This window comes from Methylobacterium sp. AC433 (assembly GCF_979253015.1).
Window position 1 is genome coordinate 119,709 of record NZ_CEEDBN010000011.1, and the last position, 14,432, is coordinate 134,140.

Annotated in this window: 14 protein-coding genes; 4 read left to right on the forward strand and 10 right to left on the reverse strand. The window is 72.6% G+C overall.

What is annotated here, in order from left to right:
- Positions 1 to 56 precede the first annotated feature (56 nt).
- Positions 57 to 1,079: a transcriptional regulator FtrA gene (gene ftrA, locus AC0IWM_RS16095; protein WP_471756618.1), complete on the reverse strand. Its 1,023-nt coding sequence runs from the start codon at positions 1,077 to 1,079 to the stop codon at positions 57 to 59.
- Positions 1,080 to 1,165: 86 nt separating this feature from the next.
- On the opposite strand from ftrA, the gene AC0IWM_RS16100 reads away from it, so the two are divergent.
- From AC0IWM_RS16100 to AC0IWM_RS16110, 3 genes are all read left to right on the forward strand, one after another.
- Positions 1,166 to 1,582 (forward strand): rhodanese-like domain-containing protein, encoded by a 417-nt coding sequence (locus tag AC0IWM_RS16100; RefSeq protein WP_471756620.1) that lies wholly within the window; start codon positions 1,166 to 1,168, stop codon positions 1,580 to 1,582.
- A gap of 103 nt (positions 1,583 to 1,685) precedes the next feature.
- Positions 1,686 to 2,783, forward strand: a complete 1,098-nt coding sequence (locus AC0IWM_RS16105) for a lytic transglycosylase domain-containing protein (RefSeq protein ID WP_471756622.1) — start codon at positions 1,686 to 1,688, stop codon at positions 2,781 to 2,783.
- Positions 2,780 to 4,435, forward strand: coding sequence for a DUF2336 domain-containing protein (locus tag AC0IWM_RS16110; RefSeq protein WP_471756624.1), 1,656 nt, complete (start codon positions 2,780 to 2,782; stop codon positions 4,433 to 4,435). The genes AC0IWM_RS16105 and AC0IWM_RS16110 overlap by 4 nt, the downstream gene beginning before the upstream one ends.
- Before the next feature lie 7 nt (positions 4,436 to 4,442).
- Here AC0IWM_RS16110 and AC0IWM_RS16115 read toward each other — a convergent pair whose 3' ends face one another.
- On the reverse strand, positions 4,443 to 5,213 hold the full coding sequence (locus AC0IWM_RS16115; RefSeq protein ID WP_056468962.1) for an NAD kinase: 771 nt from the start codon (positions 5,211 to 5,213) through the stop codon (positions 4,443 to 4,445).
- 136 nt (positions 5,214 to 5,349) lie between these two features.
- On the opposite strand from AC0IWM_RS16115, the gene cutA reads away from it, so the two are divergent.
- Positions 5,350 to 5,682: a divalent-cation tolerance protein CutA gene (gene cutA, locus AC0IWM_RS16120; protein WP_471756626.1), complete on the forward strand. Its 333-nt coding sequence runs from the start codon at positions 5,350 to 5,352 to the stop codon at positions 5,680 to 5,682.
- On the opposite strand, the gene AC0IWM_RS16125 is transcribed toward cutA, so the two are convergent.
- The 8 genes from AC0IWM_RS16125 to AC0IWM_RS16160 form a co-directional block, all read right to left on the reverse strand.
- Positions 5,661 to 6,791, reverse strand: coding sequence for a glycosyltransferase family 2 protein (locus AC0IWM_RS16125; RefSeq protein ID WP_471756710.1), 1,131 nt, complete (start codon positions 6,789 to 6,791; stop codon positions 5,661 to 5,663). The two genes, cutA and AC0IWM_RS16125, sit on opposite strands and share 22 nt — an antisense overlap.
- Complete coding sequence (locus AC0IWM_RS16130) at positions 6,791 to 7,591, reverse strand: lysophospholipid acyltransferase family protein (RefSeq protein ID WP_471756628.1); 801 nt, start codon at positions 7,589 to 7,591, stop codon at positions 6,791 to 6,793. The genes AC0IWM_RS16125 and AC0IWM_RS16130 overlap by 1 nt, the downstream gene beginning before the upstream one ends.
- Positions 7,592 to 7,601: 10 nt before the next feature.
- Entirely contained in the window at positions 7,602 to 9,128 is a 1,527-nt protein-coding gene (locus AC0IWM_RS16135; RefSeq protein ID WP_471756630.1) for a phytoene desaturase family protein, read from the reverse strand.
- A 122-nt stretch (positions 9,129 to 9,250) separates the two neighbouring features.
- On the reverse strand, positions 9,251 to 10,444 hold the full coding sequence (locus tag AC0IWM_RS16140; protein WP_471756632.1) for an ABC transporter permease: 1,194 nt from the start codon (positions 10,442 to 10,444) through the stop codon (positions 9,251 to 9,253).
- Complete coding sequence (locus AC0IWM_RS16145) at positions 10,441 to 11,409, reverse strand: ABC transporter ATP-binding protein (protein ID WP_471756634.1); 969 nt, start codon at positions 11,407 to 11,409, stop codon at positions 10,441 to 10,443. The genes AC0IWM_RS16140 and AC0IWM_RS16145 overlap by 4 nt, the downstream gene beginning before the upstream one ends.
- A 7-nt stretch (positions 11,410 to 11,416) precedes the next feature.
- Positions 11,417 to 11,791, reverse strand: a complete 375-nt coding sequence (locus AC0IWM_RS16150) for a DUF2141 domain-containing protein (protein ID WP_471756712.1) — start codon at positions 11,789 to 11,791, stop codon at positions 11,417 to 11,419.
- Positions 11,792 to 11,844: 53 nt separating this feature from the next.
- A complete protein-coding gene (crtI, locus tag AC0IWM_RS16155; protein ID WP_471756636.1) occupies positions 11,845 to 13,425 on the reverse strand; it encodes a phytoene desaturase family protein in 1,581 nt (526 codons plus the stop codon).
- Between the two features lie 173 nt (positions 13,426 to 13,598).
- A complete protein-coding gene (locus AC0IWM_RS16160) occupies positions 13,599 to 14,426 on the reverse strand; it encodes a TrmH family RNA methyltransferase (protein WP_471756638.1) in 828 nt (275 codons plus the stop codon).
- Positions 14,427 to 14,432 lie beyond the last annotated feature (6 nt).

Consider the following 14,432-nt stretch of genomic DNA (forward strand, 5'->3'; position numbering starts at 1 on the left):
CCAAATTTCCCAACCATGACCAGCCAACCCTGCGCCCTTCGGGGCGTTTTTGCGTTTCAGTGCCGTGGTTTGTCGGCGGCCGTGCAAGTCGTTTCGAAATCCGCGATACGGCCGGCCCGGTAGGCCGCTGGGGTCACCCCGAAGCGGCGGCGGAAGTGCCGGCGCAGGCTCGCGGCCGTGGCGAAGCCCGCCGCCTCGGCGATGGCCTGGAGCGGCTCGTCCGCCTGATCCAGCAGGTCCCGGGCGCGGGCGACCCGCAGGTCGAGGAGCCACCGGGCCGGCGTCGTGCCGGTGGCGGCGAAGAAGCGGCGCAGCAGCGTCCGCGCGCTCATGCCGGCGCGGTCGGCGAGGTGGGCGACCGGCCAGTCACGGGCCGGCTCCGCCCGCATCGCGTCGAGCAGCGGGCCGATCCGCGCCGCCTCGTGGAGCGCCGGGACCGCCCCCGCGACGACCTGGGCCTGGCCGCCGTCGCGGTGCGGCGGGACGACGAGGCGCCGGGCGACGGCGTTGGCGGCGGCCGGCCCGAAATCGCGGCGCACGAGGTGCAGGCAGAGATCGATCCCGGCGGCCGAGCCGGCGGAGGTCAGGATCACACCCTCGTCCACGTAGAGCACGTCGGGGGTGAAGCGGATGCCGGGATGGCGCGCCGCCAGCGCCACGGCATGGCGCCAATGGGTGGTGGCGCGGCGCCCCTCCAGGAGCCCCGTCGCGGCGAGGACGAAGACGCCGGAGCAGATCGACAGGATGCGCGCTCCGCGGGCGGCGGCCCGGCGCAAGGCGGCGGAGAGGGGCTCGGGCACCGGCATCTCCGCGCCGCGCCAGCCCGGCACCACGATGGTGCCGGCCCGATCCAGGAGATCGAGGCCGCCATCGGCGAGGAGGCGCACCCCGCCCTCGGCCCGCATCGGACCGGGATCGACCGCGGCCACGGCGAAGCGGTACCAGTCCGGTCCCATTTCGGGCCGCGCCAGGCCGAAGATCTCCACGGCGACGCCGAACTCGAAGGTGCAGAGACCGTCATAGGCCAGCACCACCACGAGACGGTCGGCGGGGGAGAGGCGAGCCTGCGGCTTTGGCATAAACGCGACGCTAACTGGCAATCGGGCTCGCCGCCAAGTCCCGCGCCCGCTGCTAGGTCTGTCCGCCCCTAAGACGGAGACCGACGATGAGTGCCGTGACCGCCATTCCCGCCTGCCCGCCCGCCGTCGCGCGCGACCACTTCCGGCGTCGCCTTGCGCTGGAGACCGACTGTGCCGACGTGGCATCCGCCCTGGCGTCCGGTCCGCCCGACTTCGTGCTGCTGCACGCGGTCGGGTCGGAGGCGGCGTTCCGGCGCCGTCACATCCCGGGCGCCGTACACCTGCCGCACCGCCTGATCAGCGCCGAGCGACTCGCCGCCTGGCCCACGGACACGCTGTTCGTGGTCTACTGCGCCGGACCGCATTGCAACGGGGCCGACCAGGCGGCCTTGCGGCTCGCCGAGCTCGGCAGACCGGTCAAGCTCATGCTCGGCGGGCTCACGGGCTGGGCCGACGAGGGCCTGACCTTTTCCGAAGACCTTTCGCCGATGGATGAATCCTGAAATCGGGCAGCGCAGGACGATCGGCTCTTCAACCTTCCTTTACCATAGGGAGAACAAAGTTGCCGTCGGTGCGGCGCCTGGGTCCGCCCCCAGCCGGACGGCCATGTTCCTGTTCACCACGCCTCCCGCCAATGCCCGCGATACCGGTGCCAGCCGGGATCTGGGTACGCGCGACAGCGCTGCCGGGCGCGCGGGTGCACAGGGCGGGGTCGTCGAGGCGATCCGCGACGGGGCGCAGACCTCCGGCGCGGGCTTCGACTATCTCCTGGCCACGGCGCAGCGGGAATCCTCGCTCGATCCCTCCGCCAAGGCCGCGACCTCCTCGGCCACCGGGCTGTTCCAGTTCATCGAGCAGACCTGGCTCGGCACCATGAAGACCGCCGGGCCCCGGCTCGGCCTCGGGACCTACGCGGACGCGATCACCAAGGGGACCGACGGCACCTATACGGTGAGCGACCCGGCGGCCAAGCAGACCATCTTGGACCTGCGCCGCGATCCCCGCATCGCCGCCACCATGGCGGGCGCCCTCACCGAGCGGAACCGCGAGGCCCTGACCACCGCCCTCGGGCGCGAACCCACCGGCGGCGACCTCTACGCCGCCCACGTCCTCGGCGCGCGCGGAGCCGCCGCCCTCATCGCCACGGCACAGGCGAGCCCCGCCCGGGCCGCCGCCCTCGACATGCCGGAAGCGGCTGCCGCCAATCGCGGCCTTTTCTACGACCGGACCGGGCGTCCCCGCGGCGCGGCCGAACTCTACGCCCACCTCGCCACGGCCCGCGCGGGCACCGCGCCGAGCACGCCCGCCGCCACGATCGCGCTGCCCGAAGGGACCACCGCCTACGCCTCCCTCAACGAGGGCGGCCTGCGCTCGATGTTCCAGACCGACCCACGGCAGCAGGGCGGCGTCTCAGCCGGGGTCGCGCGCCTCTGGCAGGGTCGCGGCGCCGGACAGGAGGCGAGCCGGCCGGAGCCCGCGCGCGCCGCACCGACCTATTTTCCGCGCTCGGACGGCACCGAAGGCACGACCGCGCCCCTCGCCGCCCCGGCGGTCGCCGCCAGCGTCGCACCCGCCGCCTCGGCGGCCCTCGTTGGCGCGCCCCTGCCGCCGCGCCGTCCGGCGGAATTCGGCGCCTCCGCCCAGCCGGCCCGCGCCGGCGCTCCCCTCGACCTGTCCCTCTTCACGATCCGGAGCGGCTCATGATCATCCGCCAGTTCCTCGCCTGGACGCAGCACACCTCCGCGGCGCGACGGGCGGAGGCCGCGGGTTCCCTGGCCCGCGCCTATCTCTACGGCGGCCTCGGCGAGGACGTGGCGTGGGAGGCGGAGGCCGCGCTCCTCGCCCTCCTCGACGATCCCTCCAGCCTGGTGCGCCGGGCCCTGGCCGAAGCCTGCGCGGCCTGCGCGAACGCTCCGCGCACCCTGATCGTGGCGTTGGCGGGCGACCAGGCCGAGATCGCCACCCTGGTGCTGGCCCGCTCGCCGGTGCTGAGCGATGCCGACCTCGTCGACGGCGTCGCCATCGGGTGCGCCGCCGCCCGCCGCGCCATCGCGAGCCGGATCGACCTGTCCCCGGCCGTCGCAGGGGCGCTGGCCGAGATCGCCGAGGCCGAAGCTCTGGTCGTGCTGACCCGCAACCGCAGCGCCCACATCACCACCGGCAGCCTGATGCGGATGGTGGAGCGCCACGGCGATGTCGCCGCCCTGCGGGAGGCGATCCTGGCCCGGCCCTACCTGCCCCTCGAGGTACGCCAGAGCGTGACCACCCGCCTCGCCGAATCGCTCTCCGCCTTCGCGGTGTCGTCCGGCTGGCTCACGCCGGCCCGCAGCGCGCGCGCCAGCCGCGAGGCGCAGGAGCGCACGACCCTGGCCTTCTGCGCCGAGGCCCATCCCGTCGACCTCGCCCGCCTCGTCGCCCACCTCAAGGCCGGCGGCCAGCTCAATGCCGGCCTGCTGCTGCGGGCAATCCTTTCCGGCAACATGGCCTTCGCCGAGACGGCGCTCGCCGACCTCGCCGGTCTCCCGGTCCGCCGGGTGGCCGGGCTGATGCACGATGCCTCGAGCGGCGCCTTCGCGGCCCTCCACCGCAAGGCCGGCCTGCCAGCGGTGCTGCTGCCGGCCTTCAGCGCGGCGCTCTCGGCTTGGCGCGAAGCCGGGCAGGGGGCCATCACCAGCGCCGGGGCGGGCCTGTCGCGCCTGATGATCGAGCGGGCGCTGACCGCTTGTGAGACGATGCCCTTCGCCGAGGCGCAGAGCGTCATGGCGCTCCTGTCCCGTTTCGAGGCGGAGGCCGCCCGGGACGAGGCGCGGGTGCTCGCCCGCGAAATGGCCGCCGAGGCCGAGCGGAGCGAGATCCTGCGAATCGAGCGCGAGATCCTCGACGGCGAGTGGCGAGAGGCTCAGCGTCAGATCCTCGCGGACTGGGACGTACCGCAGGCGGTGGAGACCGCGCCGGACCGAGCGGCACCCGAAGGCGGCGCCGAAAAGGCCGAAGAGATTGCGGACGAGAACCCGACCGTGGTGGCCGGCTCCGCTCCGGAAGACCTGCCGACGGCGGAAGACCTGCCGACGGTGGAGGAACTGCCGACGGTGACGGACCTGTCGGTCCCGGAGGCGCCGGCGGAAGCTGACGCCGTCGCGGTCGCCGAAAGTCTGGCCGCCGTTCCGGCCGAGGCCGAGTCGACCCGCACCGATCCGGTGGGCCTGATCCTCGACGGTCTCTCCGACGCGCTGCTCGCCGAGTTCGAGGGCAGCCGCGCACGCAACCGCGCGCTCGCCACGGAGGTCGTGCTCGATGCGATCCCCGAGGCGCTGATCGCGAGCTACCGCGAGGACCGCGCGCGGCTCGCCGCCTGACCGGCGATCAGCCGAACTGCTCGCGCAGGATACGCTCGTCGAGGCTGTGGCCGGGGTCGTGCAACAGGGTCAGGTTGGTGGCATGGTCGAGCCAGGTCTCCACCGTGCAGACCCGCCGGAACTCGGTGTGGTCGGCCACCGCCGCCACCGGCCGGTGCGCGGCGTCGAGCACCTCGATGAGGATGCGGGCATAATCCGGCAGCAAGGCCCCGTGCCAGCGCCGGGGCCGAAAGGCCGAGATGGGCGTCAGGGCCAGGAGCCGGGCGTTGAGGGGCAGGATCGGGCCGCCCACCGACAGGTTGTAGGCGGTGGACCCGGCCGGGGTCGCCGCGAGCACGCCGTCCGCGATGAGCTCCGGCAGGCGGACATGGCCGTCGACCGAGATCCGCAGCTTGGCGGTCTGGTGCGTCTGGCGCAGCATGTAGACCTCGTTCAGGGCGCGAGCCTGATGCCGGCGCCCCTCGGTGTCCACGGCTTCCATCATCAGCGGGTGGATGATGCTGCGCTTGGTGCTCTCCAGGCGCTCGATCAGGCCGTCCTCGCGGAACTCGTTCATGAGGAAGCCGACGGTGCCGCGATTCATGCCGTAGATCGGCTTCCCGGCATGCATGAAGCGGTGCAAGGTCTGGAGCATCAGCCCGTCGCCGCCCAGCGCCACCACCACGTCCGCCTCGTCGGGCGGCACGTGGTCGTAGCGGCGCATCAGGGTCGCGGCCGCCTGGCGGGCGTCCTCCGTGGGACTCGCGACGAAGGCGAGCCGTTCGAAACGCCGGGCCATGGGCTCACATCCGCCTTGCCGACCACCTTGCCGACGCGGAGCATTCGCTCCAGCGTCCCGATTCCAGTCCTGCCGGCATCCCCGCCGGCCCGTTCCCGCCGGTGGAACGGCAGAGCCCTGGTCGGAGACCCATAGCATGGAGCGGCCGCTTCTCGTCTACACCACCTTCCCCGATGCCGGCACCGCCCTGAAAGTCGGAGAGGCGCTGGTGCGGCTGCGCCTCGCGGCCTGCGTCAACGTCCTGCCGGGGATGCTCTCCGTCTACGCCTGGAAGGGCGCGGTGGAGCACGGATCCGAGGTCGTCGCGATCCTGAAGAGCCGGGAGGGCCTGGCGGAACCCCTGAGCGAAGCCCTGAAGGCCCGCCACCCCTACGAGACGCCGATCATCCTGCACCTGCCCGTGGCAGGGGCCGACCCCGACACCGCGGCCTGGATCGCGGCAGAGACTCAAGGGCCACCGATCGGGTAGCTCCGACCCTTCCACAGGGGCGTGCCGCTGCCCTTGCGCCGGAGGAGGGCGGTCCACTGGATCGCCAGGGCGACGAGGACCGTCGCCGGATGCAGGAGAATCGTCCCCAGGGGCTCGCGGGTGACGAGCGTGATCGCGGCCCGGGTCGCGAGGGAGGCGAGGGCGGCCGCGAAGGCCAGGAACACGGCATGGCCGGACCCGAGACCGAAGAGACCCGCCAGCAGGAGGAGCCACGGGAGCACGTGTCCGCCGGCCAGCAGCAGGGTCCAGACCGGCAGGGCCCGCGGGGTCGCCATGCCCTCGTGGGCGTTCTTCGAGAAACCGGCCCAGCTCTGGTCGAAGCCGCGGTACATCCGGCAGGTCGCCAGGGCGTGGCCGGCGACGAGATCGGTCCGGTAGCCGGCCTGGCGGAAGCGGCGCGGCAACACGACGCCGTCGTGCAGGCTGCCGCGCACGGCGCCGTGGCCACCGATCGCCGCATAGGCCTCACGCCCGACGAGGACGAGCTGGCCGCAGGCGGCCCCGAGGCTGGGGCGCAGGGACGCCCGCATCATCGCCATCGGCAGGTAGCCGAGGAGGAGGAAGTTGATCATCGGCACCGTCAGGCGCTCGCCCAGCGAGCCCATGTGCTGGCGCGGCACGCCGCTGACCAGGGCGCTCCCGGTCCGTCGCGCATGGGCGGCGAGGGAGGCCGCCGCCGCCGGTGCGAGACTCACATCCGCATCGACGAACAGGAGATGTGTCCCGGTCGCGGCCTCGGCCAGGCGCGCGCAGGCGTGGTTCTTCCCCGTCCAGCCCTCGGGCAGGGGTGGGATGGGAACGAGGCGCAGGCGCGGATCCTCGTCGGCGATGGCGGAGACGATGGCGGCGGTGTCATCGGTGGAATGGTCGTCGCCGACGAGAACCTCGAGGGTGACGCCGGCGCTGCCGAGGGCCGCCCGCACCGTCGCGGCGATCACCGCGGCCTCGTTGCGGGCGGGGATCAGCACCGAGACCCGGGCCCGGACGTCGAGGTCCGGCTCCGGCGTACGCAGGATCGAGAGGTTCACCCAGGCGACGAGGGCGGGCAGCGCCGCGCAGGCCAGGGCCAGGATCGCGAGACCGAGCATCACGGAACCGGATCTCCCTTCTGGCGGTGGGCCGGCTCGAAGCGCCGCCCCGCGAGGACCGCGCCGAGACGCCGCCAGAGATCGTAGATCCCGCCGACCCCCTTGGCACCAGACGCGAGCGGCGTGAAGCGCCCCGCCTCGCGCGAGACCACGTCGGCGCTCAAGGCGTCGAGGGTCGCGGTCAACTCCGCCTCCATCCGGGCGAGTCGCTCCGGCCGGGGCAGGGCGAGGAGGGCAGCCCCACTCACGGGCGTGCCGAAGGCCGCGAAGGCCTCGCCGCCGCGCTCCTCCCAGAAGGCGTATTCGAGGGCCAGCGGTATGAACAGGGCGTCGGGGGCGATCTCGGGCAGGCGGCCGACGCCGGCGCGCAGGCCGAGCGGCCGGGCGCGGACGTCCTGGAAGCGCCCCTGCGCGGTGATCCAGATCATCCGGTTCGGTGCCCCCAGGATCCGCCGCGTCGCCTTCAGGAACTGAGCCGCGCCGCGGGCCGATTCGAGATCCACCGCGAAGGCCCCCATCCGGGCGAAGACCGCGTATTTCTCCAGCATCCGCGCGTCGAACGGCGCGTAGCTCTCGCGGCGGGGAAACAGCCGCCCGGCGAGCAGGATCACCACGGCGGCATCCCACCAGGCCGGATGGTTGCAGTAGACCACGACCGGGCCGGGATGGTCGGCGCAAGCCGGCACGCCCCAGCGGGCGAGCCGCAGGGCGTTGAGGTGGCGCCGCACGTAGCGGTCGAAATACCCGACCATGAACCGCCACAGGGCGGGCGACCGGGCTGTGCCGTCCTCGCGGGACATGGGACGGCCCTCAGGCGCTGGCGCGCTCCTCGCCCCGGGCATCGGTGTCGAGGGCATCCGCCGCGATCCAGCCCGACATCATCACCATCGGCATGCCCGGGCCCGGATGGGCCGCGCCGCCGGCGAGGTAGAGGCCGCGCACCTGCCGCGAGCGGTTGCCCGGCTTGAACGCGCCCATGAACTTGCCGTGCGAGGCGAGGCCGTAGATCGCGCCGTTGAGCACCTTGTAACGCTCGTGGATGTCCTGCGGTGTGAGGTGGCGCTCGACGACGATGCGCTCCTCGAGGTCCGGCATGTCGGCGGTGCGCTTGAGCTTGTCCAGGATGACCTGCCGGTAGGCCGGGAACATCTTCGACCAGTCGTGGTGCGGGCGGAGATAGGGCGTGTGGACGAGGACGTAGAGCGCCTCGCCGCCCTCGGGCGCCACCGATGGGTCGGTGGAGGAGGGAGCCGCCAGGTAGGCGGTCGGGTCCGGGGCCGGCTCGCCCTTGTGGTAGATGTAGTCGAACTCCTCTTCCGGGTCGCGGGAGAAGACGAAGTCGTGGTGGTTCAGGTGCTCGTAGCGCTTGTTCAGCCCGAGATAGAGCACCACCCCGGAGCAGGCCGGCTCGAAGCTCTTCTTCTCGTAGGACTTGCCGACGTCGCCGCCCACGAGCTCCCGGTAGGTGCGCACCGAATCCATGTTCGAGATCACGGCGTCGAATGGGGTGACGCCGGAGGCGGTCCGCACGCCCTTGACCACGCCCTGCTCGATGGCGAGGCCGGAGACCTCGTCGCCGGGCCGAAGGGTGGCGCCGAGCTCGGAAGCCAGCTTGGTCAGGGCCTCGGCCACCGCGCGGGTTCCGCCCATCGGGTACCAGACCCCCTCGGCGGTCTGCATGTGCGCGATGGCGCAGAGCACGGCCGGGGCGCCATAGGGCGAGGAGCCGACATACTGCACGAAGTGGTCGAGCATCTGCGCGAGACGCGCATCCTTCACCTTCGACCGGATGGTGCCGGCCACCGACGAGCCCATGCGCAGGGACAGAACGTCCCGCAGGGTGCCGGGATTCATGTTGGCGCGGATGTTGATCGTGTCGAACAGGTCTTCGACCGGCTTCCAGAAGAAGAACTTGTTCGAGACGTCGTGCAGGTGCTCGGAGATCTCGAGGAACTTCTTGTAGCCCTCGCCGGCGCCGGTGCCGGGAGCGAAGCGCTCCATGTCGGCGGCCATGGTGGGCACATCGGCCATCAGGTCGAGCTGGGTGTTGTCGTCGAAGAAGCAGCGCCATTGCGGATCGAGCCGGCGCAGGTCCAGGTAGTCGTGGATGTTGCGCCCGGCCTCTTGGAAGATGCGTTCCAGCACCTTCGGCACCGTGAGGATGGTCGGCCCCATGTCGAACCGGAAGCCGCCCTCGTGCAGGACCGCGGCCTTGCCGCCCAGCCAGTCGTTCTTGTCGTAGAGCGTGACGTTGTGGCCGCGCGCGGCGCTCACGCAGGCCGCCGCCAGGCCGCCCAACCCTGCGCCGACGACGGCGACCGAAGACCCAGCCCGCATGTTCGTGTTACTCCCCGGGCCGGTCCGAAAGCCCATACCCTGCATGAAGCTAGACCGGATGGCCGCGCGGTCAACGCGCTAACCGGTCGCGGCGCGGAGACGCCGCCTTCGCCCGCACCATCCTAGATCGTTCGCCGCGACACCAGCCCCAGCGCCATCCCCAAGCCCACCACCGTCACGGCGGCCATCACGCCCCAGGCGGGCAGGGCGGCGGCCCAGCCCTCGCTGAGGGCGTTCTGGTAGGCCTCGATGGCCCAGGCATTGGGGGTGAGCCAGCCGGCCTCCTGCAGCCAGGGCGGCATCAGGAAGCGGGGCACCATGCTGCCGCCCACCGCCGAGAGGAGCAGTACGCCGAAGGTGGCCGCCAGGTGCGCCTGCTGACGGGTCGCGGAGGCCGCGCAGGCGGCCAGCGCGAGGCCGGCCGCCATGGCCGAGACCAGGAGGGAGGTCACCAGCCAGGCGCCCGCGTGAGGCAGGATGTCGACCCCGTGCAGGATGGCGGCGGCGGTGAAGATCAGCCCGGCTTGGACGAGGCCCTGGCCCACCAGGAACAGGAACTTGCCGAGCACCACCACACTGAGCCCGCCGGGGCCCGCCATCAGCCGGTCGGCGAGGCCGGACTGGCGCTCGTCGACGAGGGACAAGGCGCCCTGCATGGCGGCGAAGAGCAGGAACACCGCCGTGATCGCCCCCGCATAGTAACTGACACGGTCGTTCGTGGCGCCCGAGGCGGTGCTGCGCCGCTCTACCAGGGATGCGAAGGCGAAGGGCTCCTTGCGGGCGCGCTGCTCGGCGAAGGCGGAGTTGAGGAAGGCGCGCTCGTCCGGGCCGATCTTGCCCGAGCGCTCCACGTCGGCGACGATCCGGGCCAGGACCACGTCGGGCAGGGCCTCGTTGAGGACGCGCTGGAGCTGTCCGAGAGCGATCGGGGTGGCCAGGGCCTTGGCGGGGTTCTCGATCAGCACCACGGGCTGGTCGGCACGGGTCGAGCCGGCATCGAGGTCGCCGCGCAGCACCAGGGCGACATCGACCTCGCCGCGGCGCACCGCCGCGACGGCGCCGTCGAGGTCGGCGGCGGAGAGACGCCCGACCCGCAGGGACGGATCCGCCTCCAGGGCCTGCATCAGGCGCTGCGTCGTCGCCGTCCGGGCCAGATCGAGGAGGCCGACATGGATGCGGATGCGGTCGCCCAGCGCCCCCGAGAAGATCGCGGCGAAGATCGTGAAGATCACGGTGGGCAGCACGAAGGCCATGACCAGGGCGGCGCGATCGCGCATCAGGCCGAGCAGCATCACGCGGAAGGCGGCGGAGATCATGCGGCGCTCTCCTGCACACCGGCCCCGTCGCCTGCCAGCGCCTCGCGATAGACCGCCTCCAGCCCGGGGGCCCGGATGCGAATCTCGGCGATGGGGACGCCCGCGTCCCGGAGGCCGCCGAGCAGGTTCGCGCCGTCGCGGAGCGTGCCGCTGAGGCGGCGCGCCCGCCAGGTCGAGCCGGTATCGACGGGGACGAAGCCCGCCCGGCGCAGGACTGTTTCCGCCGCCGCATCGGCGGGAGCGACGAGGACCGCCTCGTGCTCGGGCGCATCGGCGCGGATGCGGGCCAGGAGGTCGGACAGGCGGCCATCGGTGACGAGCCGGCCCCGGGCCAGGATCGCGACCCGGTCGGCCAGGCGCTCGGCCTCGGCAAAGTCGTGGGTGGCGACGAGGAGCGCGGTGCCCGCCTCGCGCAGGCGCCCGAGCACCGCGTGGATCGCCGCGCGGGCGTGGAGGTCGACCCCCTGCGTCGGCTCGTCGAGGAGGACGAGGCGAGGCCGTGCCATCAGGCTGGCGGCGATGTTGACGCGGCGCTGATAGCCGCCCGAGAGCTGACCGACCGGGCGCCGGGCGACCTCGGCGAGGGCGCAGAGCGCGAGGCCCGTCGCCACCGCCTCGGCGCGCTCGCCTCGGGTGATGCCGGCGAGCTGAGCGAAGACCGACAGGTTCTCGGCGACCGACAGGCGGGGATAGAGCGCGATCTCCTGCGGCACCCAGCCGATCCCCCGGCGCGCCGATGCAATCCGGTGGGGATCGTCGCCCGCCACGCGGACGCTCCCGGCCTTCGGGGCGAGCCGGCCGGCCACGAGGCGCATCAGCGAGGTCTTGCCGGCGCCATTGGGGCCGAGGAGGGCGAGGGTCTCGCCGGCGCCGAGGGCGAGGTCGACGCCCTCCAGCACGCGGTTGCCCCGATAAGCGAGGGCGGCGCCGGCCACCCGCAGGAGCGGCTCGGAACGGACGCTCACGCGGCGCTCAGCGAGGCGGCAGGGCGCGCGACAGGCGAACCCGAACGCCCACGCCCGGCTCCCGCACGGTGAAGCGCGCGCGGGCGAAGTCGGGGCGGGCGGAGCGGGCCGACTCGCCGGAGAATCCATAGGGCTCCAGGGGCAGGCCGAGGCCGGTCCGGTCGAGGCGGCCATTGCCGTTGGTGTCCTGGTAGGCCACCGCGGCGTAGATCCCGGGCGCCACGTTCTGGAACACGAAGCGCTGCGCCGCGGCGCGGGGCAGCGCCTGCTGCCCGGTCCGGCAATCGGCCTCGGACAGCCCGTCCTGGCACAGGGCGACGGAGAGGAGGCCGCCGGGCTCGATGCCCTCGACCTCCACCACCACGGAGGCGGCCCGGGCCATCCCTGAGACGAGGAAGAGGGCGCAGCCGACCGCCAGGAGCCTCGGCGACCGCCTCAAGTGGCGTCGCCCGAGGCGGCGAGCGGTGCGGTCGTGGGAATGCCGGCGCTGGCGGCCCCGACGCGTCCGGCCGAGAGCTCCTCAATGAGGAGGCGGGCGGTGATGCGCGCTCCCTCGTAGATCACCGGCAGGCCTGAGCCCGGATGGGTGCCGCCACCAACGAGGTAGAGGCCCGGCCCGAAGCGGTTGTGCGGGCGGAAATAGAGCATCTGCATCAGGTCGTGGGCGAGATTGAAGGTGGCGCCCTCGTGCACGAAGAACTCGTCGCGCCACTCCGTCGGGTCGACGATGCGCTCGTAGCGGATGCGCTCCTCGATATCGCCGAGGCCGAGAAGCTTCAGGCGATCGAGGACGAGCTGGCGATAGCTGACGCGCAGGTCCTTCCAGTCGATGCCGGCCTTCAGGTTCGGCACCGGCACCAGCACGTAGAGGCTGGTCTGGCCGGGGGGCGCCATGCCCCCGTCGGTGAAGCCCGCATGCTGCACGTAGAGCGAGGGCTGCATCGGCAGGATACCATCGGTGATCTCCCGGATGTTGCGGGCGTAATCCTCTGACAGCAGGATGGTGTGGTGGCCGAGCGCCTCAGGCATGGGCCCGTCGAGGCCGAGATAGAGCATGAAGGTCGAGCAGGAGAGACGCGCCTTCTCGATCTTGGCGTCGCGCCAGCGCGGGCGGTGCTGCTGCGGCACGAGATCCTGGATGACCTTGGCGAAGTCGCCGTTGATCACCACCGCATCGGCCTGCAGCGTCTCGCCGTTGCAGACGACGCCGCTGGCGCGCTTGCCCTCGAACAGCACCCGCTCGACGCCCGCCCCGAGGCGGAGGTCGACGCCCATCCGGCGGGCGAGGCCCGCCATCGCCTCCGAGACGGCGCCGCAGCCGCCGACCGGGTGATAGACGCCGTGCTCGTATTCGAGGAAGGACAGGATGGTGAACAGGCTCGGGCACCGGAACGGCGACATGCCGAGGTACTTGGTCTGGAATGCGAAGGCGAGGCGGACCCGCGGGTCCTTGAAGTAGCGCCGCAGATCCTTGTCGACGCTGCGCCCCGGATGGAGGTGGGGCAGGGCGGCGATCATCGCCGGGGAGGCCATGGACCGCAGCGTGTGGAAGGCCTGCTCCAGGACCGGCTTGAAGAACTTCAGCTTGACCCGGTTGTCGGCGAAGAACTTGCGCACGTTCTTGGCGTCGTCGGGCGCGATGCGCGCCACCTCGGCCTCGAGCCGGTCCATGTCGTTGGTGGCGCGGATCTCGCCGCCGGCCTCGAACACGAGGTGGTACTGCGGATCGAGGCGCTCGAGCTTGACGTGGTCCTCGAGACGCTCGCCGCAGGTCTCGAAGATGTCGGCGAGGATCTGCGGATACAGGAAGAAGGTCGGGCCGATGTCGAAGCGGAAGCCGCCTGGGGCCTCGACGGTCTTGGTGCGTCCGCCCACCGCCGGATCCTTCTCCAGCAGCGTGACGTGGACGCCGGCCCGGGCGAGGAGGAGTGCGGTGGCGAGGCCGCCGGGACCGGCACCGACGATGATGACGCGGCGTCCGGACAGGGTCCGTAAGCCGTCCCGTGACTGCAACAACGCTCGCAACTCCTTCGTCCGCGCTCCATCTCTGAGCGCATGTGGCGCGCAAGAATGGTCCGTCCAGGGCTCGCAGGGCCCGGTGCGTAATCTTGACCGTAGCGGGGCGCGCGGCAATGGGGGCGCAGTGTCGCGCGTAGAGGCTGCTTCGCAGCCGGGCCGCCCGCTCAGCGCTATCCCGTCCGGGCGAGGTGGTGCAGGGCGATGGCGCCGGCGGTGGCGACGTTGAGCGAATCGAAGTCCGGCGCCATCGGGATCCGCAGGGTGCGCAGGCGCACCATCAGGTCGGACGGCAGGCCCGGCCCCTCGCTCCCGAGGAGGAGCAGGGTTCGCTCGGGCGGCGCCAGAGTCGCGAGGGCCTCGGCCCCGCCGGGGCTCAGGGCCAGGGGCTCCAGGGCCTGGCGTTCCGCGAAGGCCAGGATCGCGTCGGCGTCCGTGAGCCGCAGGAAGGGGACGACCAGCGCGGCGCCGGCCGAGACCCGGATCGCCTTGCGATAGAGTGGATCGCAGGTGCCGCCGTCGAGGAGCACCGCGTCGGCCCCGAAGGCGGCGGCGTTGCGGAACAGGCCGCCGACATTGTCGTGGTTCGTCAAGCCGACGAGACCGACCACGAGGGCCGGGGCCGGGGCGGGCGGCAGGTCGGCGCGCGCATCACCGGGTGCCTCTCCCTCGCGCAAGCCGACGCCGAGGACGCCGCGATGGATCGGAAACCCCGTGATCGCGCTCATCACGGGCTTTGCAGCGGTGTAGACGGGGACCCCCTCGGGCAGCCGGACCAGGGCCGCCTCCAGGCCGGCCAGCCGCTCGGGCGCCAGCAGCACCGATTCGAGGCCGAATCGCGCCCGGCCCGAGAGCATCACCCGCAGGGTCACCTCGCCCTCGACGATGAAGCGGCCGGCACGCCCGATGAGGTCGCGCTCGCGCATCGCCGTGTAGGGCGAGAGGCGCGGGTCGGCGGGATCGTCGATGGCGATCGGCGCGGACCGGAGCGGCGCGGACATGGCGGG